22 protein-coding genes, 1 pseudogene and 1 CRISPR repeat array are annotated in these 24369 nt (G+C 47.4%); of the genes and pseudogenes, 11 read left to right on the top strand and 12 right to left on the bottom strand.

Translation table 11 applies throughout. The annotated features are described in order from the left end of the window. Nucleotides 1-72 precede the first annotated feature (72 nt). From HMPREF2954_RS08870 to HMPREF2954_RS08835, 8 genes are all read right to left on the bottom strand, one after another. Nucleotides 73-1053 (bottom strand): carboxylesterase family protein, encoded by a 981-nt coding sequence (locus HMPREF2954_RS08870; RefSeq protein WP_045072948.1) that lies wholly within the window; start codon nt 1051-1053, stop codon nt 73-75. A gap of 116 nt (nt 1054-1169) precedes the next feature. Beyond that, nucleotides 1170-1532: a tetratricopeptide repeat protein gene (locus tag HMPREF2954_RS08865; RefSeq protein WP_045072950.1), complete on the bottom strand. Its 363-nt coding sequence runs from the start codon at nt 1530-1532 to the stop codon at nt 1170-1172. A gap of 310 nt (nt 1533-1842) precedes the next feature. Further along, on the bottom strand, nt 1843-3132 hold the full coding sequence (locus HMPREF2954_RS08860; protein ID WP_045072952.1) for a ferredoxin reductase family protein: 1290 nt from the start codon (nt 3130-3132) through the stop codon (nt 1843-1845). A gap of 492 nt (nt 3133-3624) precedes the next feature. Then, nucleotides 3625-4365, bottom strand: coding sequence for a hypothetical protein (locus HMPREF2954_RS08855; RefSeq protein WP_231574618.1), 741 nt, complete (start codon nt 4363-4365; stop codon nt 3625-3627). Nucleotides 4366-4386: 21 nt separating this feature from the next. Beyond that, entirely contained in the window at nt 4387-4833 is a 447-nt protein-coding gene (locus HMPREF2954_RS08850) for a hypothetical protein (RefSeq protein ID WP_003763540.1), read from the bottom strand. Between the two features lie 79 nt (nt 4834-4912). Further along, entirely contained in the window at nt 4913-5854 is a 942-nt protein-coding gene (tehA, locus tag HMPREF2954_RS08845; protein WP_045072956.1) for a dicarboxylate transporter/tellurite-resistance protein TehA, read from the bottom strand. Between the two features lie 222 nt (nt 5855-6076). Continuing rightward, nucleotides 6077-6304 (bottom strand): hypothetical protein, encoded by a 228-nt coding sequence (locus HMPREF2954_RS08840; protein WP_003779206.1) that lies wholly within the window; start codon nt 6302-6304, stop codon nt 6077-6079. Nucleotides 6305-6492: 188 nt separating this feature from the next. After that, nucleotides 6493-7971 (bottom strand): Lsa family ABC-F type ribosomal protection protein, encoded by a 1479-nt coding sequence (locus HMPREF2954_RS08835; RefSeq protein ID WP_070689102.1) that lies wholly within the window; start codon nt 7969-7971, stop codon nt 6493-6495. Between the two features lie 89 nt (nt 7972-8060). Between HMPREF2954_RS08835 and HMPREF2954_RS12470 the strand changes: the two are divergent. Then, nucleotides 8061-8135: pseudogene (locus HMPREF2954_RS12470) on the top strand (IS1595 family transposase); the annotation flags it as partial. A 97-nt stretch (nt 8136-8232) separates the two neighbouring features. Here the strand turns inward: HMPREF2954_RS12470 and HMPREF2954_RS08830 are convergent. From HMPREF2954_RS08830 to HMPREF2954_RS08815, 4 genes are all read right to left on the bottom strand, one after another. After that, nucleotides 8233-8982 carry a class I SAM-dependent methyltransferase gene (locus HMPREF2954_RS08830; RefSeq protein ID WP_070689101.1) on the bottom strand — a complete coding sequence of 250 codons (750 nt, stop codon included), beginning with the start codon at nt 8980-8982 and terminating at the stop codon, nt 8233-8235. Nucleotides 8983-9367: 385 nt separating this feature from the next. After that, nucleotides 9368-9616: a CsbD family protein gene (locus tag HMPREF2954_RS08825; RefSeq protein WP_070689100.1), complete on the bottom strand. Its 249-nt coding sequence runs from the start codon at nt 9614-9616 to the stop codon at nt 9368-9370. A 128-nt stretch (nt 9617-9744) separates the two neighbouring features. Then, a complete protein-coding gene (locus tag HMPREF2954_RS08820) occupies nt 9745-11274 on the bottom strand; it encodes an ABC transporter permease/substrate-binding protein (protein WP_070689099.1) in 1530 nt (509 codons plus the stop codon). A 78-nt stretch (nt 11275-11352) separates the two neighbouring features. Then, nucleotides 11353-11562 carry a heavy-metal-associated domain-containing protein gene (locus HMPREF2954_RS08815; protein WP_045072964.1) on the bottom strand — a complete coding sequence of 70 codons (210 nt, stop codon included), beginning with the start codon at nt 11560-11562 and terminating at the stop codon, nt 11353-11355. 560 nt (nt 11563-12122) lie between these two features. Here HMPREF2954_RS08815 and HMPREF2954_RS08810 point away from each other — a divergent pair. From HMPREF2954_RS08810 to cas2, 10 genes are all read left to right on the top strand, one after another. Further along, the gene (locus HMPREF2954_RS08810) at nt 12123-14405 is read left to right on the top strand and encodes a CRISPR-associated helicase/endonuclease Cas3 (protein ID WP_045072966.1); all 2283 of its coding nucleotides are present in this window, start codon (nt 12123-12125) and stop codon (nt 14403-14405) included. Nucleotides 14406-14542: 137 nt separating this feature from the next. After that, a complete protein-coding gene (locus HMPREF2954_RS08805) occupies nt 14543-15913 on the top strand; it encodes an AAA family ATPase (RefSeq protein ID WP_045072968.1) in 1371 nt (456 codons plus the stop codon). 5 nt (nt 15914-15918) lie between these two features. Beyond that, on the top strand, nt 15919-16512 hold the full coding sequence (locus tag HMPREF2954_RS08800; RefSeq protein WP_141755659.1) for a hypothetical protein: 594 nt from the start codon (nt 15919-15921) through the stop codon (nt 16510-16512). Nucleotides 16513-16645: 133 nt separating this feature from the next. Continuing rightward, entirely contained in the window at nt 16646-17323 is a 678-nt protein-coding gene (cas5c, locus tag HMPREF2954_RS08795) for a type I-C CRISPR-associated protein Cas5c (RefSeq protein WP_045072972.1), read from the top strand. Further along, nucleotides 17320-19098: a type I-C CRISPR-associated protein Cas8c/Csd1 gene (cas8c, locus tag HMPREF2954_RS08790; protein ID WP_070689098.1), complete on the top strand. Its 1779-nt coding sequence runs from the start codon at nt 17320-17322 to the stop codon at nt 19096-19098. The genes cas5c and cas8c overlap by 4 nt, the downstream gene beginning before the upstream one ends. An 11-nt stretch (nt 19099-19109) precedes the next feature. Continuing rightward, nucleotides 19110-19976, top strand: coding sequence for a type I-C CRISPR-associated protein Cas7/Csd2 (gene cas7c / locus HMPREF2954_RS08785; protein ID WP_070689097.1), 867 nt, complete (start codon nt 19110-19112; stop codon nt 19974-19976). Nucleotides 19977-19991: 15 nt separating this feature from the next. Then, complete coding sequence (gene cas4 / locus HMPREF2954_RS08780; protein ID WP_045072979.1) at nt 19992-20648, top strand: CRISPR-associated protein Cas4; 657 nt, start codon at nt 19992-19994, stop codon at nt 20646-20648. Nucleotides 20649-20712: 64 nt separating this feature from the next. Further along, on the top strand, nt 20713-21924 hold the full coding sequence (locus tag HMPREF2954_RS08775; protein WP_070689096.1) for a DUF3800 domain-containing protein: 1212 nt from the start codon (nt 20713-20715) through the stop codon (nt 21922-21924). Between the two features lie 116 nt (nt 21925-22040). Continuing rightward, nucleotides 22041-23054 (top strand): type I-C CRISPR-associated endonuclease Cas1c, encoded by a 1014-nt coding sequence (gene cas1c, locus HMPREF2954_RS08770; protein ID WP_045072981.1) that lies wholly within the window; start codon nt 22041-22043, stop codon nt 23052-23054. 74 nt (nt 23055-23128) lie between these two features. Next, nucleotides 23129-23422 carry a CRISPR-associated endonuclease Cas2 gene (cas2, locus tag HMPREF2954_RS08765; RefSeq protein WP_003762828.1) on the top strand — a complete coding sequence of 98 codons (294 nt, stop codon included), beginning with the start codon at nt 23129-23131 and terminating at the stop codon, nt 23420-23422. Nucleotides 23423-23611: 189 nt separating this feature from the next. Further along, nucleotides 23612-24303: a CRISPR direct-repeat array (repeat unit 32 nt; unit sequence CCAGCCGCCTTCAGGCGGCTGTGTGTTGAAAC). Nucleotides 24304-24369 lie beyond the last annotated feature (66 nt).

The raw sequence follows: 24369 nt of genomic DNA, 5'->3' as shown, positions 1-24369 counted from the left end.
AATAGGCTTTTATGAGTGTCCAAGATTTGGGGGCAAGTTCAGATTTTTCAGACGACCTTCGAATCACAGAACTCATTTCTCCCGTTTCTGCTGCATCAGCCAGTCACGGGCGGGTTCGATCAGGTAGGCGTAATCAAACGAATACATATGCTCCGCGCCTTTGTGGGTGGTGTTTGCGGGAATCACCGTATTCGGCGTGAAGCGGATAAAGTTGATGCGTCTGCCTTGGGCGAGCATTTGTCGGACTTTCGCGTCTTGTTCGGACTGCGGCAGTTTGGCGGAAAACTCGGTTTCGGCGTAGGCGACTTTGTTTTGTTGCAGCATTTCGCCGACTTGCGCCATGCCTGCCGATGCCTTAGGGTCTCCGGCGGAAACGGTATAGATGAATTTCGCCTGCGCCAACGGTTTCAACACGTTGATGTCCCATTGGCTGCCGACGAACATGGAAGCGGCAAAAAGATTCGGCTCGATGCTGTTGAGATAAAAGGAAATCATGCCGCCCATGGATTGGCCTGTGGTGTAAACGCGGTCGGGGTCAATCGGTTTTTCAGCCATCAGGCTTCTGACAAGGCGCAGGGTCATGCCGACTTCGTCCGTGGTTTGCCATTGGTCGTTTACCGCCGTTTCAGTGTAGGACGGCACGAGGACGAACGCGGGGTGTTTCGCCTGCGCTTCGTCGGTAGCCCAAATAATGCCGCCGTAGCCCTGCATCAGCGGGGCTTTCACGCCTTTGCCTGCGGTGCTGGCATCAGCGATGAACATCACCAGCGGGTATTTGCGGCCGGGTTCGAGGTTTTTCGGCGTGTAGAGGTTGTACTGCATTTCTTTACCCGTTTGCGGGTCTTTGAAGGTCAGCACTTCGAAACGCGGGGCAATTTGCTCGCGCAGGGCGAGCAGGCGGCTGTCGTAGGCTTTATCCGCGCCGCCGTACTGTTTGTCCCAAACGGGATTTTGTGTGCTTTGGGCGGCGGGGCTGTTTCCAGCGGTGTTTTGTGTGGCAGTGCAGGCTGCCAGCAGCAGGCCGGCGGCGATGACGGCGGCGGTTTTTTTCATGAGATTACTCCTTAAAAGGTTGAGGGAAATAGTTAATTTGCTTTCACGCCCAAGCGGTTCAGCGCGTCAATGGCAGGCTGGGAAACATGGTCGCCACGTGCGGCGGATTTCTGATACTAGCGCACGGCCTGGGTCATGTCTTTTGCCGTGCCGATACCGTTTTCGTAGCAATAGCCCAGCCAGTATTGCCCCGTAATGTCGCCCGCTGCGGCAGCCTGCGTGAAGTAGGCGAAAGCGGTTTGTGCATTTTTGGCGACGCCTTCGCCGTTCAGATACATCAAGCCCAGATAACGCGGCGCTTTCATATGCCCCGCCTGCTGTGCCTGCTCAAAGTAGGGTTTGGCGTGTTGGTAATCCTGTTTTTGATACAGGGCGATGCCTTCATCCAGCAGGGCTTTCGCCTGCTCGTTATGATGCGGAACGGCAGAACAGGCGGCCAGAAGGGCGGTAGCGGCAAGCGCGGATAGTTTGGATTTCATGGGTGTTTCCTTAAAGTGAGGGAAATGGGGATTTTAGGAATATCATGCGGTTACAGCAAGCGGCGGGGTGCAACAGGCGTAAATTGCGTCGAGATCCAACAAAACCGTTTAATCTATCTAAAACGTTGGGTTTATCAATCCAATCTACCTACTTAGGCAATAAAATTACCCAAGTCACCGTCAGATTGGCTGTAAAGGTCGTCTGAAAAGCAAAAAAAAGCAGTCCGCAACTTCATTTTGAAGGTGCGGACTGCTTTTGTTTGGACTCAGTTAAGGTTGTGCTTTCAAGTTGCCTTGCATCTACGACCGTTTAGCGGAATTCAAACAACTCCAAATGTTGCGACCGCGTTTTTAGGCTGCCTGAGATGCTGCGAGTGAAATTGCGGTTGCCACAAAGCCATAGGCTGCGGTTTGCACTGTCGCGGACGGTTTGACCGATATGTTCGGCGGTGAGCCTTTGGGTTTCGGAAGGGATATAGTGGAAATTGACATTGGCTTGTTGTGCTAAATTTTGCCAGTGGGCTAATGTTTCGGCAGGCAGATTTCTATCGGCATGAAACCAGTCTGTCGGCTGGGTGGCGGGCTGTTTGGCCAGTTCATTGAGTCGTGCGAGAAATGGGGTAAAACCGATACCGTTGCTGACCCAGATTTGCGCTTGTCCATCGGAAAAGTCGAATCGTCCGTATGCGCCGTCGATTTGCACGGTGTCGCCGATATTCAGGCGCTGCGGCAGGCGGCGGGTGTAGTCGCCCAAGTCTTTGATCACGAGCGTGAGCTGTTGGTTATCAGGCTGCCAGTCGGAGGCGATGGTAAAGGGGTGGCTTTCTCCGTGTGCGCGTAAAAAGAGGAATTGTCCTGCGCGGTGTCCTTGCCATTTTGGGGCATTCAGGGTCAGGGAAAGTAGGTTGCCGTTTTGATTTAGGGAGGATACGGTGGCGTTTTGCGGGTTGCCGATGCGTTTGAATAGGGCAATCAGCGAGCAGGCGATGCCTGAAAGTAAGGCGGCGATGAGCAGCCATCCCAGCGGTTGCGACCAATAGGCAAAATTTGCCAGTACGATGGCGTGCCATACGAGCGCGAGATAAACGGGGACGATAAGTATGTGGAGTTTGGCAAACCAGCGGTAGGGTATACGTTTGATGAGGGCGGCGATAAGCAGGACGAGGGCAACATAAAAAGCGATTTCGCCAACTTCTTCGGCAAAGTGGCGTTGGGTAGCCAGCCAATCTTTTAATGTCAATATTTCCTGCATCGGAGGGCGCGGCGGCTTTTTGCCGTCAATCAGACCAAGCGCGATAAGCCATTTGGGGAATTGTTTGCAGGTCCAATGCAGGATGCTGCCTGAAAAGGCAATGATGCCGAGCCATTTGTGCAGGCGGTACATTTTGTCCAGCCCGCCGAGCGGGGTTTCGAGTATTTTGGGACGCACGGCAAGTATCAGGCAGGCACTCATGGCCAGTATGCTGATGGTGCCAGTTAGTTGTAGCAATAGGTTGCGTACGGGAAATACGCCCCACTGGTCTGGAAATGATGTAGCAAGCAGCCATAAAGCGAATATGCCGCCGAAAAATATGGCTAAGGTAAATTTAATGTTTTTCATGGTAGTGGTCCTTACGGATGGGAATATGAAGCGGTCTGCGCCGTTTGTGGGGATTGTATGTGGGGAAAATTAGGTGGAAATTATTGGTGTGGGGCAGGGTGGGAAGGGTTTACCTGTTGAGGTCGTCTGAAAAGTTTAAAACAACCTGACCTTTTCAGACGACCTGAAAAGCAGCAACCCGTTTCATCGGCCATGATTCCGTTGTCCAAACGCGTTCAAATTCTTCGGCGAAACCGTGTTGTGCGGCGTAGGTTTGCAATTGTTGCAGCCAGGTTTTCGGGGCGATGTCGGCGGCGGCGCGGGTGGTGTGCAGCAGGTAGGGGCGGGTATCGAAAGCTTGGACGATGTTTTGGCTGACGGCGTTTAAGGCTTGGGGATTGTGGTCGGTTTGTTTGGCGATTTTTTCGTATTGCGACAGGGCGGCGGTTTTTGCGGTTTCGTGTTCGGCGACGGTTTGCGGGCTGTTTCGGGCGGTGGTGGCCTGGATGGTAATCAGGGGCGGCAGTTCCCTTCGGTAAGCGCGGCGGCGAGGCGCAGGTGTCCGTCTAAAATCAGCCAGCGGTCGGACAGGGCGGGAAGTTCGTACACCAAGACGGGCGGCAGTTGGTTTTGCCGTGCGCGTTTGCGCCAATATTTCAGACGACCGTCTTCGGTGTGGTGGGTTTTCAGGGCGATGAAGCGTTCGGCTTGGGTATAAAAATTGTTGTCCAGCGCGTCGAAACGGCTGCCTGAAAACAGCCATTTATGGTAGTTTTCGTCGGTTTCAGGCTGCCCTACGGCGGTGTCGTGCCAGCATTCGCCCCATTGCGGGGGCAGGGTTTGGGCGGGGCGGTAGTCGAAGTGCCATTCGCCGATGCCAAACAGTCCTGCGTTGTGGGCGGCGAGTTGTTCGATGAAATATTTGTTCCACAACAGGCCTTGCTTTGCGGCGGGTTGGCGGGCGATGTGTTCGTTTGCGCGGCTGCCGATGTGCCCGACGGGTTGGTATGCCTGCCAGCGTTCGGCGTAGCTGCGGACGAGGTAAACGTCGTATAAATCGTGGCTGTGGAACGACCAGAACACGGGTTCATCGTGGCAAGTCAGGCTGAGGCTGATGCCGTCGGGTGTGTGGAGTTTCAGGCAGCCTTGCGTTTGACGGTCGATATGCAGGGCGAGGCTGTTTGGGGAGGTGGGATTATGGGTCAGGTTGCCGCTGTATTGTTCCAGCGCGGCGGTTAGCGATTGGTAGTGCATGGGGTGTCCTTTGAAAGGCGTTCAGCGATAACTGATGACGATCATCGTACTGCCGTCTTTATTGTGGTAATACGCGCCCGCATTGCCCCAGGCGAATTGACGGCATTTGCCAGATGCCGATGTTTCAATGGCGCAAGGGGCGTCGCCCAGTTGTTTATCCAGCCATCGATCAAACTGTTTTCTACGTTGCAATTCGCGCTCCTCCGACCATGCTGCCCAGCTATTGTCCTCGCCTATCGGGCAGAAGAATATGGATAAGCGCTCCAGCCGCTGCTGCTCGAACCGAGCGGTAAGGGTGTATTGTTCAGACTGTTTGGTAAATGACAAACTGAAAAATGTTATTCCCGCTTGCAGATGATTCGGGCTGGATTTTGGGAAGGATGCAATCCAGTCATCAAGCGTGGTGTGTGCGCCAATAATGTTGCCGTCCGGCAGGATGATGCTGCCGTTTTCAGGGTTTATCTTCATCGGTTTGAATTTCCAAATGTAGTTTTCAGACGACCTGAGATCATGTCCGTTTTATCACGCCTTTAAGCCGCAAGATTTTTCATTTCACCCACAACCGTCCCTGTCTCGCCAAATTCAAAGTCGCCAGCAACAGCAGCATCACCAAGCCGGAGCCTGCGGTGGCGAGGAAATAGCCTAAAAACAGTAAACGCTGTTCGGCAATCAAATGGAAACCGCAGCCCGTCATTGCCGCCAAACCGAACGAGAAACCCCAAAAGCTAGGGCTGAAACCCTGTTCCAGCATCCAAGGCAGAAGGCGCAGCAGTAGCAGGAATTGCAGGCAGCCGTAGCCGATTAAAAGCAGCGCGAAGGCATCGATGTGCCCGCCCGATACGGCGAAATAGGCGCCGCAGCCGACAAAAGCGGGCGCAAGCTGAATGCCGACAATACCGCGCACAGGGGCGTTGACGGGTGTGCCGGTACGCAAACGGCTCAATATGGCGGCTTCCAAGCTAAGCCATGAAAACATCCCCGCGCCCAAAAACAGCCAGGCGTAATCCGACCAACCCAATGCCGCCATTGCGGTCGCGCTGACAAAATTGGTGGCAACGGTGGGCAGGTAAACAATCGGCGTGGTGGCGTCAAGGGTATGGACGCCGCGCCACAAGCCGCCTGCGCGGTACATGGCAAATGCCAACTGCCCCGCCGTTCCCAGCAAAATCAACCCTTTTGCCAGTAGCGTTTGGTAGGGCAAGGCTGCCAAACCCGCCAGCATCGTGGTAATCGGAATCGCGCTGATGAAACAGCATTGCACCAAATCCTGCAAATCCTGCAAAAATTCGGGGCGGAAAAAACGGATTTTAATGATGTAGGCAATGACCAGCAGCAGCCAAAGCATAAAGGCGGCGGCTAACAGCGTTTCCGCAGCCCAATGCGGTAAAAGCCCGATACGCGCGCCATAACGCCAAGACAAACCGAGCGCGAAAAGCCCCAACGGCATGCTGAAATAGCTGAGGGGGATGGGAAATTTTTTGGTACTCATGACAATGTGTGTGTTAAGGAAAGGCGGTAGTATAGCCGATTCAAATCGGTAAATGCAGCTTGGGTTGAGAACTGGTAAAGACGTTAAATTTGCCTGAGATATTGGGTTTCAGCATGAGCCGTCTTGGGTATGGATATGCTGATATTTGAGTTTGTAAATTCGGTTTTCAGACGACCTTTTCAGATTTCGAGGCCGTCTGAAAAAGCAATCGCAGCGGCTGTTTTAAGCAGGTTTGCGGAAGGTAATGCAGTAAAAGCGGTTGCTCCACAGCAGCCGCGTTTTCTCTTCCTGCACGGTTTCGGGAATGCAGTTTTCGATTTGTGTCAGGTCGAAATCGGTGTCTTGGAAGTAATTCCGCGTGAACAGGCTTTTTTTGTATTGTTGCTGGATGAAGTCGGTGGTTTCGTCTGCAATCATGATTTTGGTGCAGGGCTTGGCAACACGCAGCATTTCGTAGATGGCTTTTGATTTTGTAACTGCTTGATTTCTTCTTCTGCCATTAAAATTTTTTCATCTATGTTTTCCTTTCTTTCAGTTTTCCTTTCTTTCAGTTTTTTGGCAAAGAAAAAACAGTAAACCTTTTTTTGATTTACTGTTTCTGTATTAGTCTTTTTCTAAACTTTAATTGTTTATTTTATTTATAATTGTATGATTTTATTGATTATATTTTCTACAAATCGCTTATCGTGTTCCACAAATATAAGTGTAGGCTTTGCTTCTCTTATGATTTCCTCAATCTGTATTCTGGATATTACATCTATATAATTTAATGGTTCGTCCCAAACAAATAAATGAGCCGGCTTTGACAAACTGACGGCAATTAAGACTTTCTTTTTTTGTCCATCACTATAATTCTTCATATCCATTTCAAATAATTCTCTTGAAAAATCTAATTTTCTAAGAATTGTTTTACACAATGTTTCATCAACATCTTGCTTATGAATATACTCATTTAGGCTACCTGTTAAATCAGATGTATCTTGAGGAATATACGATATTTTCAAATTACTTGCTAATTTTATCTCACCTGTATACTCATGATTTAGACCTAATAAAATTTTAATCAAGGTCGATTTTCCACTTCCATTACTACCATATATAGCTACTATATCGCCTTGTTTTATTTCAAAGCTCACGTTACTTAATATCTGTTTTTCTCCATAGTATGATGATAAATCACTAACCGATATTAGAGGATTTTTGCGATGATGTAACGGATGCAATAATAGATTTTCCTTTGTTTCAATATCTTTTAGTAAATTCTGTTTTTCTTCTATTGCCTTATTTTGTCTATTCTCCAAATTCTTAGATCTTTTCATCATCTTGGCTGACTTATGACCTATATATCCTTTGTCTGGTTTTACACCTGATATTTTCACACCATTTTTAGTATTTTCAATTTTATCAGACCAAATTTGACATCGTCTTGCAGCTTCTTTTAATCGTTTAATATCTTTTCTTAATTTCTCGTTTTTACTGATTTCAAATTGGTCTTTCATCAATTTGTTTTCATACCATGATGTAAAATTTCCTGATTGAACATCAATAGAATTCCTGTTAATAGAAATAACATGATTGATGCAGCCGTCTAAAAAATCTCTATCATGAGATATAAGCAAGAAACCTTTTTTACTTTTCAGATATTCACTTACAATTTTTCTGCCGTGCATATCCAAATGGTTTGTTGGTTCATCAATAAGTAAAAAACCATCTTCTCTTGTAAACAAAATAGCTAAAAGGATTTTTGTTTGTTCTCCTTTAGAAAGCGTTTCAAATTCTCTATAAACAAGGTTCTCATCTACATTGAGCAAACTAAGTTCTCTAAATAATTTCCATTCTTCCCCATCTGGTATGAGTTCTTTATATAACTCAATCCCTGATTTTGAAGTATCAGTTATATTTGGTGGAAATTTAATAAATTCAACATCCTTAATTATTTTACCTTGATAAGTTTCTTCATTTAAAAGTAACTTAAATAGCGTTGATTTGCCAATTCCATTTCTTCCTATCAACCCTATTTTCCAGTTTGTCTCAAAGGAAAACGATACATTTTCAAATATAGGTTTTACATATCCATGATATGAGAAACTGAGGTTTTCAATTTTAATTGTCGACATAAAAATACCTCCTTACATTCTTATTTTATTTAATATTATACAAATTTAAGCCATTTTCTATATCAGCTTTCTGTGGCACTTGACAGTTGCCTATAAAATTAAAATGCGAATTTCGGTTTAACTTCGGCACACCGTCCCAACAGCTTAAAATCCTTTGGGATTAGTGTGGAATTTAGGGCTAATCTGCGTCAGCCCCTTTTATTTTTCAGGTAGCCTTTTCAGATTTCGAGGTCGTCTGAAAAAGCAAATGCAGCGGCTGTATCAAACAGGTTTGCGGAAGGTGATGCAGTAAAAGCGGTTGTCCCACAGCAGCCGCGTTTTCTTTTCCTGTACGGTTTCGGGAATGCAGTTTTCGATTTGTGTCAGGTCGAAATCGGTGTCTTGGAAGTAATTCCGCGTGAACAGGCTTTTTTTGTATTGTTGCTGGATGAAGTCGGTGGTTTCGTCTGCAATCATGATTTTGGTGCCGGGCTTGGCAACACGCAGCATTTCGTTGACGGCTTTTTGTTTGTCGCTGAAAAAATTGATGCCGCCCACATGGAATACGACGTCGAACATATTGTCGGCAAAAGGTAAGTCTTCGGCGTTGCAGTGTACCAAGTCCAAGCCTGCCGCTTTTTTCCGCCATACGTTGCGGCAGCGTTCCAACATGCCGAGCGACAGGTCGGCGCCGGTCAAATCCAGCGCGGCGGGGTCGATGTTGGCGGGCAGGTGGTTTAAATCGGTACCTGTGCCGATGGAGACGTAGAGCGCGGTGCAGTCCTGCCGCCATTCCAGTTCGCCCATCAGGCTGCGCCGCATTTCGTTGATGCTATTGCCGTACCTGAGGCGGGCTATCCAGCGTTCGCCGAAGTCGTACCAACGGGCAAGGCGGTTGTACATGTTCATGTATTTGGCGTTGTCGCCCGCTACGCTGTCGGAATCGAGGCACAACAAGATGCCGTCTTGTTCGGGCGGAAGCGGGTTTTGCAGGGCAGGTTTGAGTTTTTGGATAAGCTTGGCGGAAGGCATGGTGCTTCTCCTGTCGATGATTGAGCGATGCGTACTCGAGTCGGGATTCGACAAGGCTGTTATAGTGGATTAAATTTAAATCAGGACAAGGCGACGAAGCCACAGACAGTACAGACAGTACGGAACCGATTCACTTGGTGCCTCAGCACCTTAGAGAATCGTTCTCTTTGAGCAAAGGCGAGGCAACGCCGTACTGGTTTAAAGTTAATCCACTATAAAACATTGGGTGCATCTATCCGATTTATCCGGCGGGGTCGTCTGAAAGCTTGATTGTGGTGAACAGGCGATTTTAGGGTGGCTGCGCCGTTGCTATGTTGATTGAAATAAAGGCCGTCTGAAATCGTGTTTCAAACGGCCTTTTGACATAGCTTAAGACAAGGATGGATTAGAACTTGCTTTTGATGTCGTCAATCAGGTTTTCGGCTTTTTCTTTTGCCTCGTCAACCAGATGTCCTGCTTCTTCTTTGCCTTTTTTCAATACGTCGCTTGCTTTTTCCTCAATGTCGGCGGCAACTTCTTTGGCTTTGCCGATGCCTTGTTGGATTACGCCTTCTGCTTGGAGTTTAGAGTCGTTTAACAGTTCTCCGGCTTTTTCTTTTACATTACCGCTGATTTGGTCTAATTTGCCGCTCATGATTCATTTCCTTGATGTTTATATTGATTGAGGACCCACTATAGTCTAATCAACGGCTTATTGCAACTTGAGGGGTCGTCTGAAAATCTGTTTCAACAAAATGAAAACCGTTTTTCAGACGACCTGAATCATTTGCCCTTATCGTTTATCAAACCGTTTTTCTGCAAATAATCCCGCGCCACGTCCGCCGGCTTTTCTCCGCCCACTTTCACGCGGTAGTTCATTTCAGTCATTTCGGCTTCGCTGATTTTGCCTGCCAGTTTGTTCAATGCATTCACGACGTCGGGATGCTCTTCGGCAAACTCGGTTTTCATCAGCGGCGCGCCTTGGTAGGAGGGAAAAAGGGCGATGTCGTCTGAAAGGACGGCGAGGCGGTATTGTTTGAGGTCGCTATCGGTGGAATAGGCCTCGACGAGGTCGATTTTGCCGTTTAGGAGGGCGGTGTAGCGCAGGGCGGGTTCGAGCGTCGAGAGGTGGTTAAACTGTATGCCGTGTTGTTGCAGACCTTTGTAGCCGTCGGCGCGGTCGGTAAATTCGAGGGTAAATCCGGCGCGGATTTGGTTTTGCACGCGTTTGAGGTCGGAGATTTTGTGCAGGTTGTGCGCGGCGGCGTAGTCTTGGCTGACGGCGAGGGCGTAGGTGTTTTGGTATGCCATCGGCGGCAGAAAGGTCAGCCGCTGTTGCCGGGTAAGCAGGTCTTTGGCGGTTTGGTAGGTCTGTTCGGGGGAAAGGCGGCGGTTTTGCTGTTCGGCAGGGACTTTGACCAGACTTTCGAGGACGGTACCGGTAAATTCGGGGTAGATGTCGATTTCGCCGCTGTTTAATGCGTTGAACAGGAATGAGGTTTTGCCGAAATTGGGTTTAAGCATCACTTGCGCGCGCGGATTATTTTCTTCAATCAACTGTTTGTACATATTGATGAGGATGTCGGGTTCGCTGCCGAGTTTGCCTGCGATGGTGATTTTTTGTGCGGATGGGTTCGTTTGAAAAATCGGTGCCAAACCGATGGCGATAAGGATGGCAAGCAGGGCGGCGGTAATCGGCATTTTGTGTTTGGACTTTTGCAGTATGCCGATGCCGCCGCTAACCAATACGGCGAGCAGGGCGGACAGCAACGCGCCGGTAAACGTCATCGCCATGTTATTACGGTCGATGCCGAGCAAAATCAGGTTGCCCAAGCCGCCCGCGCCGATGAGCGCGGCGAGTGTTGCCGTGCCGATAATCAATACGGACGCGGTGCGGATGCCGGAAATCATGGCGGGCAGCGCCATCGGCAATTCAATGCGCCACAACGCCTGCCAACGGGACAAGCCGAACGCGGTGTGCGCTTCTTTGATGGCGGGGTCGATTTGACTCAAACCGAGATAGGTGTTCTGAAAAATCGGCAATAGGGCATAGAGCGTCAGCGCAATCAAAACCGGCGGCGAACCGATGCCGACAAAGGGAATCAGCAAGCCAAGCAGCGCGAGGGACGGGATAGTTTGCAGGATATTGGTTACCTGCAAAACACCTTCCGCCCAACGCCGTTTGTTCGCCAGCCACACGGCGAGCGGCACGGCAAGCGCGACGGCGCAAAGCAGGGCAATCAGGGAGAGGCGGAGGTGTTCAAGCGTCGCCTGCCACAGTTCGGCTGGCGGGACGGGGAGGAAATCGGGCATAAGGCGCGGATAAACAGCAAAAAGGGGATTCAGTATAACAAAAGGTCGTCTGAAACATTTTCAGACGACCTTGGAGGATTACAAAGCAGCGTCGTATCCGCCGTCTTCCACCGCTTCAATCAACACGGCAGGATTGGTTTTTGCAGGGTCGAATTCAATGACCGCATTTTTGTTTTCCAAACTGATTTCAGCTTTGGTAACGCCTTCCGTGTTTTCCAAAATACGGGTAACGCTTTTCACGCAGCCGCCGCAGGTCATACCGCCGATATTGAGGGTAAGGGTTTCCATAGGACTTCCTTTCTGTAAACGAATTGAGTCTAAAAGCCAATAAAATGTGATGGATTAACAAAAATCAGGATGAGGCAGAGAAGCAAGCCATAGTTCAAATCCAATCAACTATAACCCCAAATGTAGGGGCAAAGTCAAGCAGGTCGTCTGAAAACCTGTCATCGTTATATCTGCATTATTTGAGTCATCACGCTACGTTTGATTTGTTCCATTGCTCACAAATAGTCAAATTGATATTGTTATTTATTACAAATGCTGTATTATGTTCGGGTAATTGTAACAAATAAAACAATAACATCATAAACTCCCAATTATCTACAATATTTTTCCCCGTCATTCAGACGACCTCATTCCACAGATTTTCAATTTTTCAACACCTCAAACCATTTTGTATGGCTTGTTCGTTAAATTTTGCGCGTTTTAAATTTGGAGAATCGATGTGAGTTTCGACTGCATCGCCCATATCCGTAAAACAAACGGACTCCCACAGCCTGTCTTTGCAAAGACAGATGGCAGAAAACAGAAATAGCCCAGCTGTGAAAATACCCAAGGGGATTTAGATGACGACTTACTACGCCCATTCCGCGCAAGACGAACTCGGCAATCTCTTGCCTTACGAACATTGGCAAACCTTGCAAAGTCATTCGGTAAATGTTGGCGAAATGGCAGCGGAGTTTGCGCGTGTATTCGGTGCACAGGAAATTGCCTGCCAGATGGGACAGCTTCATGATGTAGGGAAATATTCAGAACCATTTGACCATCGATTGCATGGAGGCCCTTCAGTCGATCATGCCACCGCCGGAGCCAAAATTGCAGTTGAGCGTTGGGGAAATGTTATCGGCAAACTGATGGCGTTTTGCATCGCAGGGCACCATGCCGGGTTGGCAAATGGAAATGGAGAAGGCGATAACCGCCGCACGTTAAAGCAGCGTTTGGCTTTGCAATTTGGTGCAGATATTCCCGCTCTCGATAACCTGTGGCAACAAGAAATCAAGCTCCCCAAAAACCTGTCCGCACCGCCACTCAAAGCCGACGCCCATCATCCTTTTTTCTCCTACGCCTTTTTCACCCGAATGCTTTATTCTTGCTTGGTGGATGCTGATTATCTCGACACCGAAGCCTTTTATCTAAAGCTAGAAAACAAAGCCAACGAGCGCGGCGGCTATCCCAAGTTAAACGCCTTGCAACACAATTTCAATCAATTTATCAACGCTTTCAGACGACGTATCGCCGAAGCTCCAGAGCAAACCGAAGCCGAAAAACGCAATGCAGCCTTAAATTGCCTGCGCAGCGAAATTCTTGATCATGCCGTAGAACAAGCGGCACAAGCGCAAGGACTGTTTACGCTCACTGTGCCGACCGGCGGTGGCAAAACCTTCACTTCCATGGCATTCGCGCTGGAACACGCCAAACGGCATGGTATGCGACGCGTGATTTACGTTATCCCGTTCACCAGCATCATTGAACAAAATGCCGCCGAATTCCGCAAAGCCTTTGGCGAATTGGGCGAACAAGCCGTGTTGGAGCACCATAGCACCTTTGACGACGGCAAACTGCAAAATGAGGCCACCAAAGACAAATTGCGCCTTGCCTCGGAAAACTGGGACGCGCCGATTGTCGTGACCACCGCCGTGCAATTCTTCGAATCCCTCTTTGCCGACCGCTCTTCGCGCTGCCGCAAGCTGCACAACATCGCAGGCTCCGTCATCATCCTCGACGAAGCGCAAATGCTGCCGCTCAATCTGTTGCTGCCCATCATGCAAGCCATCAAAGAATTGGCGCAGAACTATCATTGTTCTGTCGTCATGTGCACCGCCACCCAGCCAGCCGTGCAAGCCGAAAACGGCTTCTATCGCGGCTTTGAAAACGTGCGCGAAATCGCCCCAAAACCGACCGCACTTTTCGACAAACTGCGCCGCACCACCGTGCACCATATCGGCACACAAACCGACGCCGACCTGCTCGCCAAACTTGGCGAATACCCGCAAATGCTCGTCATCGTCAATAACCGCCGCCACGCCCGCAGCCTGTACGACCAAGCCAAACACCTTGACGGAACGTTCCACCTGACCACCTTAATGTGCGCCAAACACCGCAGCCAAAAGCTCGATGAAATCCGAGGCCGTCTGAAAAAGGGTGAAGCCTGCCGCGTCATCGCCACCTCCTTAATCGAAGCCGGCGTTGATGTGGATTTTCCGCTGGTGATGCGCGCCGAAGCAGGTTTAGACAGCGTTGCCCAAGCCGCCGGACGCTGCAACCGCGAAGGCAAAAGGCCGTCTGAAAACAGCTTTGTCTGGATATTCGCCCCAGAAGAACAATGGAAAGCCCCGCCTGAACTTGCCACCCAAGCCGCCGTTATGCGCCTGACCGCCGACAGTTTTTCAGACGACCTCTTATCCACCCAAGCCGTCGCCGCCTACTTCGCCGAGCTTTATCAATTAAAAGGCAGCGAACTGGACAATAAAAAAATCCTGAAAATGCACAACGATACAGGGCAAAGCCTCGATTTCCCATTCCAAACCGTCGCCGACAAATTCCGCATGATTGAAAGCCATATGCAACCGCTGATTATTCCATTCGATGGTGAGGCTGAAAACCTCATTAGCAGCCTGCACCACGCCGACCACATCGGCGGACTGCTACGCAAACTGCAACCCTACACCGTCCAAATCCCCGAAAGAGCCCTCGCCGCTTTGTATAAAGCAGGGCGTATCGAACCGATTAACGAGAAAAACTTCGGCAAACAGTTTTATACGCTGATCGGGCTGGATTTGTATGATGAAGTGGCTGGGCTTTCTTGGGAGGATACAGAGTTTTTGAAGGGAGAAAGTTTGGTATTTTAACTTATCATTTTAGAACAGAAACTTGATTCTAAACTTCAGAAGAGCTATTATCGTTTAAGGTTTGTTGAATGACTATTTGTGGTTAAACTAATATTTGTTATCGTATTACAGCTATTTACTTTATAGAGAGACTAAAAATGAGATTTAAATTTGAAAACTTAGGTCTTTTAGACCAAGCTGAATTGGAGTTGGCAAACTTAACTATTATATGTGGAGAAAATAACACGGGAAAAACATATGCAACATATGCCATTTACGGTTTTCTTCGTAGTTGGAGACAGTTACTTAGAAGTGTGATGATTGAAGATATTGCATCTTTAGAACATACTGAGGATAAATATAAAATTGATTTAGATAATATATTCAAAGGAAAGATAAATAATTATTTTAATCGATTAGGAAATGAATTTGTTCATACACTACATGAAATTTTTGCTGCCAAAGAAGATGCTTTTATCAATACAAAAGTAACAATTAGTATTGATAAAGAGATTGAAATATCAAAAAGATCTTTTCAAAGACGTGTACAAGGTGGTGGTGCAGTGTTAGCAACAATTACTAAAGAAGAAGGTTCATCAATACTTGAAATTTTGTCTAGTGATAATGAATATCCATCGAGGGCATTTGGACTAATTGAATTTATTATTGATGCCATTGCTGAAATTGTATTTAGCCCTTATTTTCCAAGTCCACATATTTCAAGTGCTGAACGCACAGGTGCTGCAATCTTCCGTAGAGAACTTGATATGGCTAGAACGAGAATGATAAAAGCAATTAATGAAATGGATTCAAAAGAGATAAGAAATAGACCTTGGGCATTGTTTCAGAATATAGATACTGATTATGCTTGGCCAGTTGAAGATAATGTAGAGTTTGTTCGCCAGCTTGAGGATATCGATAAACAAATTAGTGAACTGTCAAAATCTAATGCGGACATATTATCCAGTTTTGATGAGATTATTGGTGGAAGTTATAAAGTTATTCGTAATCAGGGACTAGTTTTTCAGACCAAAGGAAAAGGGCAAAAAAGATTTACAATGAATGAGGCATCTAGTTGCGCTAGAGCATTACTAGATGTTGGTTTTTATTTGCGTTGTAGGGCAAAATCTGGAGATCTGTTTATTATAGATGAACCCGAATTGAATTTACATCCACGAAACCAAAGAAATTTTGCTCGTCTAATTGCAAGACTAATTAATTCTGGAATTAAAGTATTTATGACTACACATAGTGATTATTTAATTAAAGAATTAAATACATTAATTATGCTTTATCAAAAAACTGAAAATACAATAAAGGTTCAGTGTGAGTATAATTATTTAGATGAAGAATTGTTGAATCCACATAACGTTCACCTTTATATTACAGAAAAGGCAGGAAAAAGGAAAAGCCAAAATATTTTAAGAAAGGCAAATATTTACCCAGATCTTGGTATAGAGGTTTCATCATTTGATGACACCATAGAAGAAATGAATAAAATTCAGAATCATATTATTTATGGAGAGTAATTATTATGTCATTATCTCCAGAGTTAGAATATTTAATGAGGTCATTATCTTGTGTAACATATAATGGTGCTCAGCATTCAGATATTCAAATTAATGAATCAGATTCTTTAGCTAAATTAAAAGTGGTAAATATTAAGGCTGGGAATGGAGACTGGTTTTGCTTTAGTCCTGATGAAGGAAGAAAGTGTAGAAAAATTCATAGTAAATCAAACATGGTTATAATGTCTCCTTTACTTACTATAGGTGAAGGATTTGACCATCATTGTGCTTGTGATGCTGTTATTTTTATCAAAAAAGATAATGGAATTGTTATTATTTATATAGATTTAAAATCAGATAATCCTACTGGATATTCTCCTCAATTTAAAAGTGCTCGTCAATTTATTCGATATTTAATTGGGTTACATGAAGAGTTTCAGAAAAGTAAATTATCTATAATTGAGGAGAGATACATTATCCTTCATAGTGGTAAGAGGTCTTTTTTAAATAAATCTACAACAATTAAAAAAGATAAGATTGGTAAAACCCACCCAGATAAAGCTTTTAAAAGAGAAGTTAAAAATGGCGATACATTATATTTGAAAGAGTTATTATCATAAACTTTAAGAAATAATCAAATAAGAATTTTAAAAAGCTAGTTCGCAAACATAAATTGCGTGGATTGAAACTAAAATTGATAGGTTTTTAATAAAAATCAGCCGCCTTCGGGCGGCTGTGTGTTAAGGAGTTTGTATGGCAAACCAAATCCGCCTACACGTTTGGGGCGATTATGCCTGTTTTACCCGTCCGGAGATGAAGGTGGAGCGGGTGTCTTATGATGTCATCACGCCGTCGGCGGCGCGCGGGATTTTGGCGGCGGTGCATTGGAAGCCTGCGATTCGGTGGGTGATAGACCGGATTTATGTGTTAAAGCCGATTCGGTTTGAGTCGGTGCGGCGCAATGAGTTGGGCGGCAAGGTTTCAGCGGGTAAGGTCAGCGGCGCGATGAAGCGTAAGAGCGTTGCCGATTTATATACGCTGATTGAAGACGACCGCCAACAGCGCGCGGCGACGGTGCTGAAAGACGTGGCTTATGTGATTGAAGCTCATGCGGTGCTGACGCCAAAAGCAGGCGCGGATGAGACCGTTACCAAGCATATTGAGATGTTCAAACGCCGTGCGAAAAAGGGGCAATGCTTTCAGCAGCCTTGTTTGGGCATGCGTGAATTTCCTGCCGATTTTGCGTTGATTGACGAAGGCGAGCTACTGCCGCCGTCAGCGTTAGTGGAAAGCGAGGCAAACCGTGATTTAGGCTGGATGCTGCACGATATTGATTTTGACCACGGCAACACGCCGCATTTTTTCCGCGCACAAATGAGAGAGGGCGTGATTGATGTGCCGCCGTTTTACGCCGAGGAGGTGAAAGCATGATTCTTGCGTCCCTTGCCCGCTATTACCGCCGTTTGGCAGCGGAAACTGATGACATGGGCAACCCGAAAGTGCCGCCTTATGGCTTTAGTGAGGAGAAAATCGGCTGGATTTTGGTGTTGGATAAAGAAGGTCGTCTGAAAACCGTTGTGCCGAATCTGACGGCCGATAAAAAGCCGCAGCCGAAGCTGATGAGCGTGCCGCGCCCTGAAAAACGCACGTCGGGTATCAAACCGAATTTTTTGTGGGATAAAACCGCCTACGCGCTTGGCGTGGAAGCTAATAAAAACAAAGCCGAAGCCAAAGAAAAACCGTTTACGCCGTCTGAAAAAACTTTTGATGCCTTTAAGCAATACCATCTCGATTTACTGCAAAACAGCGAAGATGAAGGCTTGCAAGCCTTGTGCCGTTTTCTGCAAAACTGGCAGCCTGCACATTTTGCTGCCAAAAATCTGCCTGCCGAAATGCTGGATGCCAACATCGCATTTTCTCTTGAAAAACCGACCGCACTTATCCATAAACGCGAAGCCGTACAAAGCTTGTGGGCAGGCTGCCTGAAAAGCGACGAAGCACTCGAAGGCTTATGCCTGATTAGCGGCGACACCGCTCCGATTGCGCGGCTGCATCCGGCGATTAAAGGCGTGTTTGGCGGGCAAAGCTCCGGCGGTTCGATTATTTCGTTCAACAAAGAAGCCTTTGCCTCTTTTGGCAAGGAGCAAGGCGCAAATGCACCCGTCTCTGAACAATCCGCGTTTGCCTACACCACTGCGCTGAACTATCTGTTGCGTCGCGAAAACAATCACTGCCTGACTATCGGCGACGCCAGCACGGTCTTTTGGGCGGAAGCGGACGATAACGCTACGGCGCAGGCTGCCGAAGGCTTCTTTGCGCATGTGTTCACGCCGCCGGATGACGAACAAGAAAGCGCCAAAATTTTCAACGTATTGGAACAAATGGGCAAAGGTCGTCCGCTGCAAGAAATTGCGCCCGAACTCTCTCCTAATACCCGTTTTTACATCTTAGGGCTTGCCCCCAATGCCGCGCGGATTTCTGTTCGGTTTTGGCTGGATACCACCTTTGGGCAGTTGGCGGAAAACTTGGCGCAGCATTGGCAAGATTTAGCCCTTGAGCCTTGCGCGTGGAAAACCCCGCCGTCTATTTGGAAGCTTTTATTGCAAACTGCCGTATTGGGCAAAAGCGAAAACATCTCGCCCGTGCTGGCAGGTGAAATGACCCGCGCCGTGATTTGCGGCACGCCGTATCCCATGAGCTTGCTGTCGCAACTGATTACCCGAATCCGTGCCGACGGCGACGTGAACGGCTTGCGCGTGGCAATGATGAAAGCCGTATTAGAGCGGCGTTTTAGAAAAGGTTTTATCGAAGAAGGAGTTCCTATGAGTTTGAACAATGAAAGTCCGAATCGCGCCTATCTTTTAGGGCGGCTGTTTGCCGTGTTGGAGCGCATTCAATATCAGGCATTGGGCGAATTAAACGCCGGCATCGCCGACCGCTATTACGGCTCTGCATCCGCCGTGCCGTTTTCGGTTTTTCCGCGTCTTTTGTCGGGTGCAAAACACCATTTATCGCGCTTGCGTAAAGACAAAGCCGGCATGGCGGTGAATTTGGATAAAGATTTGGGCGAAATCATTGCCAAACTGCCCGAAACCTTTCCGCGCCATTTGAGCATTGACGAGCAAGGTCGCTTCGCCATCGGCTATTACCACCAAAAACAAAGCTATTTTGCTAAAAAAGAAACCGCTGAAACCATTGAAAACTAAGGAGCCAGAAAATGTCTGCCATTCAAAACCGCTATGAATTTGTTTACTTTTTTGACGTAACCAACGGCAACCCCAACGGCGATCCCGATGCGGGCAATATGCCGCGCCTTGATCCCGAATCCAGCAAAGGTTTGGTAACTGACGTCTGCCTGAAACGCAAAATCCGTAATTTTGTCGAAATCAGCAGCGAAAACGAAGCCTGTTACGAAATCTACGTCAAAGAAAAAAGCGTGTTAAACCTGCAAAACAAACGCGCTTATGAAGCACTTGGCATTGAATCTGAAGCCAAAAAACTGCCAAAAGACGAAGCCAAAGCCCGCGACATTACCGCGTGGATGTGTAAAAACTTCTTCGATATCCGCACCTTCGGCGCCGTGATGACCACCGAAGTCAACAGCGGACAAGTGCGCGGCCCAGTGCAATTGGCGTTTGCCCAATCCATCGACCCGATTGTGCCGCTGGAAGTTTCCATCACCCGCATGGCGGTAACCAATGAAAAAGACTTGGAAAAAGAACGCACTATGGGGCGCAAATACATCGTCCCTTACGCGCTCTACAGCGTGCACGGCTTTATCTCCGCCAACCTTGCCGCCAAAACCGGTTTTTCAGACGACGACTTAGCCAAACTCTGGCAAGCTCTGACGCTGATGTTTGAACACGACCGCTCCGCCGCCCGTGGGGAAATGGCGGCGCGCAAACTGATCGTGTTCAAACACGACAGCGCGCTCGGCAGCCAGCCTGCACATAAACTGTTTGACGCCGTGAAAGTCGAACGCGTAAACGGCGAATCAGGTACGCCCGCAAGCGGTTTTGGTGATTACAAAATCAGCGTGGTTTCAGACGGCCTAAATGGCGTGAGTGTGGAAGAGTTACTTTAAAAAATACTTAAAAAGATGACCGCACTTTTAACCGAAACCCAAGGGGAAAATCAGGACACGCGCCTGATTCCCCTTTCAGCCCTGCAACACTACGCCTTCTGCCCGCGCCAATGCGCGTTGATTCACAACGAGCAGGCGTGGACGGAGAACTATTTGACTGCGCAAGGCAAGGCGTTGCATGAGCGGGTGGATTCGGGCGAGCCGGAAACGCGCAAGGGTGTGCGCTTTGAGCGGACGGTGCATGTGTCGGCGGAAAAGTTGAGCATCAGCGGCGTGTTGGATTTGGTGGAAGTAGAAACAAAGACAGGTCGTCTGAAACCCGTGGAATACAAACGCGGCAAGCCCAAACCCGATCCGATGGACGAAATCCAGCTTTGCGCCCAAGGCTTGTGCTTGGAAGAAATGACGGGGCAAATCGTCTCTGAGGGCGCGCTGTGGTATATGCAAACCCGCCACCGTGTTCCCGTCGTATTTTCAGACGACCTGCGCATCCAAACCCTCGCCACCATCGCCGCCGTGCGCGAACTCCTAAACAGCGGCCAAACCCCACCGCCCGACTACAGCAAACGCTGCAAAGCCTGCTCACTGATGGAGATTTGCCAGCCGGAGTTGCTGGGAAAACGGGATAGGAGTGTGGGGTATGTGGCGGGGTTGTTTGGGGAGTGCTTTTAAGTGATAAAAGTTATTCATGTAAATAATTACATATATTTTAATATTTATTATTAGGAGATGTGCGATGATTACTTCAAATTTAGAAAGAGAAGTTTATGGTATAAATAAAAGTATGTATAACTATCAAATATATCTTGATGAAAGTGGTGGAAATATTGGGAAACTAAAGCATAATCCTGATAGTTCTAACTACTTTAATAGTATAATTCCACAAAAGGGAATTCCACAGGTATTTGTTTTAGCAGGAGTTGCCCAATTAACAGATAAGGAATTAATTGCACCAAATTGGAAAGATTGCCTTAAATTACAGAATAATGAATTAAAGTTTAGTAAAATTGGAAAGAATTTTCTCAATAAGCTAGGATCAAAAGAGCTAAATGCTGTTTTACAATGGATAAAGAGTAATAATCATTATATACACTTTGCACTATATGATTGGGTTTATTTTTATAATGTAGATATTATAGATAGTGTTTTGGCAAGTGATGATATATCAGTATCAGAAATTTTCTACCATATTTTTAACAAATTAAAAATTAATAATAAATATGATGAGTTAAAGGAATATAAATGTAGAGTTGGTTTAGATACGGATAATGAATTTATAATTTGTATGTTTTATTTAAAGGAACTTCTACATGATTTTATGATTAGAAATTTACAATGGTTTTTGTCTGAAATTTATCAAAATCATTATAAAAAGGTTGATAACTATGAACAGCCAGTATTTTTAGATAATTTATATAAGAAGATAGCGAGCAATGAAAAGTATAAAATATTAGAATATTTTCTTGAAAAAATAGATAGAACGGCAGATTTATCATTTATTTATGATGGTATGGATTCGCAAATTAATTCAGATAAAACATTTATAATGCTGGTTGATAGCATGTCCCCTCCATATCAAAATTATATAACCACATTTCCTCAATCAAAATTATATTTTGATAGTGGGATGGAGAGTGTATTTTTGGAATCTCAAAAACAAGGTGGGCAGGTGTTTTTTGAGAAATCTAATGAAAATTATATTATTCAGGCAAGTGATATTATTGCAGGATTATTAGCTGGGATTGGAGAGCAAATACAGAAATATGATGAACATGATTTTGAAAGAGAGTTTGTATCCAAACTAAATCCAAACCATAAAGAAAATTTAAAACTTTTGGCAGAAATTTATTCCGTATCAGAAAATGAAAGCAACGGATTATTCACACATTTTTTTGCTCCTCTAAGTTATTTTAACAGATTCAAGAATTTTATTTTATCTTATAGTTAAAGATAAGGGACAAGCATTTGCTGAGTTACGGCGTCCGCTTAACCCAATCTACCGATAATTTCAGGTAGCTTAACTATTACCCAAAAAACTACGGTTAGAATTCAAGGAATCTCACCATGCGCAAACTGCAAAACACGCTCTATATCACCACCCAAGGCAGCTATCTGCATAAGGAGCGGGAGACGCTGGTGGTGGAGCAGGAGCGTAAGAAGGTAGCGCAGTTGCCGGTGCATTCCATCGGGCATATTTTCTGTTTTGGAAATGTGCTGGTGTCGCCGTTTTTGCTGGGGTTTTGCGGTGAAAATAATGTGAATTTGGCGTTTTTTACCGAAAATGGACGTTTCCTAGGGCGGCTTCAGGGGCGGCAGAGCGGCAATGTGCTGCTGCGTCGGGCGCAGTATCGGGTGTCGGAGCAAAATCCTGTGCCGATTGCGCGCAATATCATTGCGGCGAAGATTCAGGCGGGTAAGCGGGTGCTTCAGCGGCAGATTCGCAATTACGGCGAGAATGCGGCGATTCAAAGTGCGGTCGATGCTTTGAACATTTCACTGCGGCAGTTGAAGGGCGCGGCGGAGCTGGACGTGGTGCGCGGTATTGAAGGCGATGCGGCGGCGCGTTATTTCGGCGTGTTCGGGCAACTTTTGAGCGAAAAAAGCGGCTTTTCTTTTGACGGGCGAAACCGCCGTCCGCCCAGAGACGGGGTGAACGCGCTGCTGTCGTTTGTGTACAGCATCTTGGGCAAGGATATCAGCGGCGCGCTGCAAGGCGTGGGGCTGGATCCGCAGGTGGGCTTTCTGCACGCCGACCGGCCGGGGCGCGATAGTTTGGCGCAGGATATTTTGGAAGAGTTCCGTACGTGGTGGGCAGACAGGTTGGTGTTGTCGCTGATTAACCGCGGGCAAATCAAACCGCAGGATTTTGTTACCGAGGCAAGCGGCGCGGTGAGCTTGAAAGCCGATGCGCGTAAGCTCTTGTTCCAAGCCTTGCAGGCGAAAAAGCAGGAGAAAATCGTTCATCCGTTTTTGGGCGAGGAAGTGGAAATCGGGCTGCTGCCGTATATTCAGGCAATGCTGTTGGCGCGGCACTTGCGTGGGGATTTGGCGGAATATCCGCCGTTTTTGATGAGATAGATTTGCAGGCTGCCTGAAAATAGGTCGGACGTTTTCAGACGACCTTTAAAGCAGCCTGCACATGGGAATACAAAATGCTGATGCTGATTACTTACGATATTTCGCTGGAAGACGCAGAAGGACAGGCAAGGCTGCGGCGCGTGGCGAAATTATGTTTGGACTACGGCGTACGCGTGCAGTATTCGGTGTTCGAATGCGACATCGCGCCCGACCAGTGGGTTGTTCTAAAAGACAAACTTTTGAAAACCTACAACCCCGAAACCGACAGCCTGCGCTTTTACCATCTGGGCAGCAAATGGCGGCACAAAGTGGAACACCACGGCGCGAAACCAGCGGTGGATGTGTTCAAGGATACGTTGATTGTGTAAATCGCCAACCTGCGGTTCTCATGAAAATGCGGCAGGGTTGGCGAACCGGGATTGTTCTTTAACAATCAGGATATTGTGAATGCGGGTGTAACGGAAAAGGCTGTGTTATACTCGCGTTCGCGCTTTTCTTGGGAGCCTAGCGAAATCAGGGCTGCGAAACCTGATGGAGCAAGGCTTTTGAGAGAGGCTCCAGCCGCCTTCAGGCGGCTGTGTGTTGAAACATCGTTTCCCTAATTTATTTTTCCGCCCACATTCCCAGCCGCCTTCAGGCGGCTGTGTGTTGAAACGGTGTCGGTATGATTTCGCTGCGTGTCGGTGCGACCAGCCGCCTTCAGGCGGCTGTGTGTTGAAACAAATCTTCCCCCCTTATCTAACAGGGGGGGTACCCAGCCGCCTTCAGGCGGCTGTGTGTTGAAACCCATATCTTCACCCGACCGTATTTCACAGATTAGCCAGCCGCCTTCAGGCGGCTGTGTGTTGAAACAGGCTCGCAGCCTTGTATAGTGTTCAAACTGGTTCCAGCCGCCTTCAGGCGGCTGTGTGTTGAAACATCGGTTTGCGCCGTGAAGTCGATTTCAGGGACCCAGCCGCCTTCAGGCGGCTGTGTGTTGAAACATATTTCAACCTTGCTATATTCAATTTAGCAATAGCCAGCCGCCTTCAGGCGGCTGTGTGTTGAAACCGAAAACCTGTGTTTGGGGTTTCGGTTGTCGGGGCCAGCCGCCTTCAGGCGGCTGTGTGTTGAAACGCGCCTGAATTGCTTGCGATGGGTATCCCATCTCCCAGCCGCCTTCAGGCGGCTGTGTGTTGAAACAATTTCAAGGATGGTAAAAGACGGTCGGCATTTCTCCAGCCGCCTTCAGGCGGCTGTGTGTTGAAACATTTAGGATGCCTGTATCGGGGGCGAGTCCGTCGACCAGCCGCCTTCAGGCGGCTGTGTGTTGAAA

The organism is Neisseria sp. HMSC067H09 (genome assembly GCF_001814135.1).
GTDB lineage: Bacteria > Pseudomonadota > Gammaproteobacteria > Burkholderiales > Neisseriaceae > Neisseria.
The sequence above is the reverse complement of the archived record's forward strand: the minus strand, read 5'-3'. Positions and strand labels throughout refer to the sequence as shown.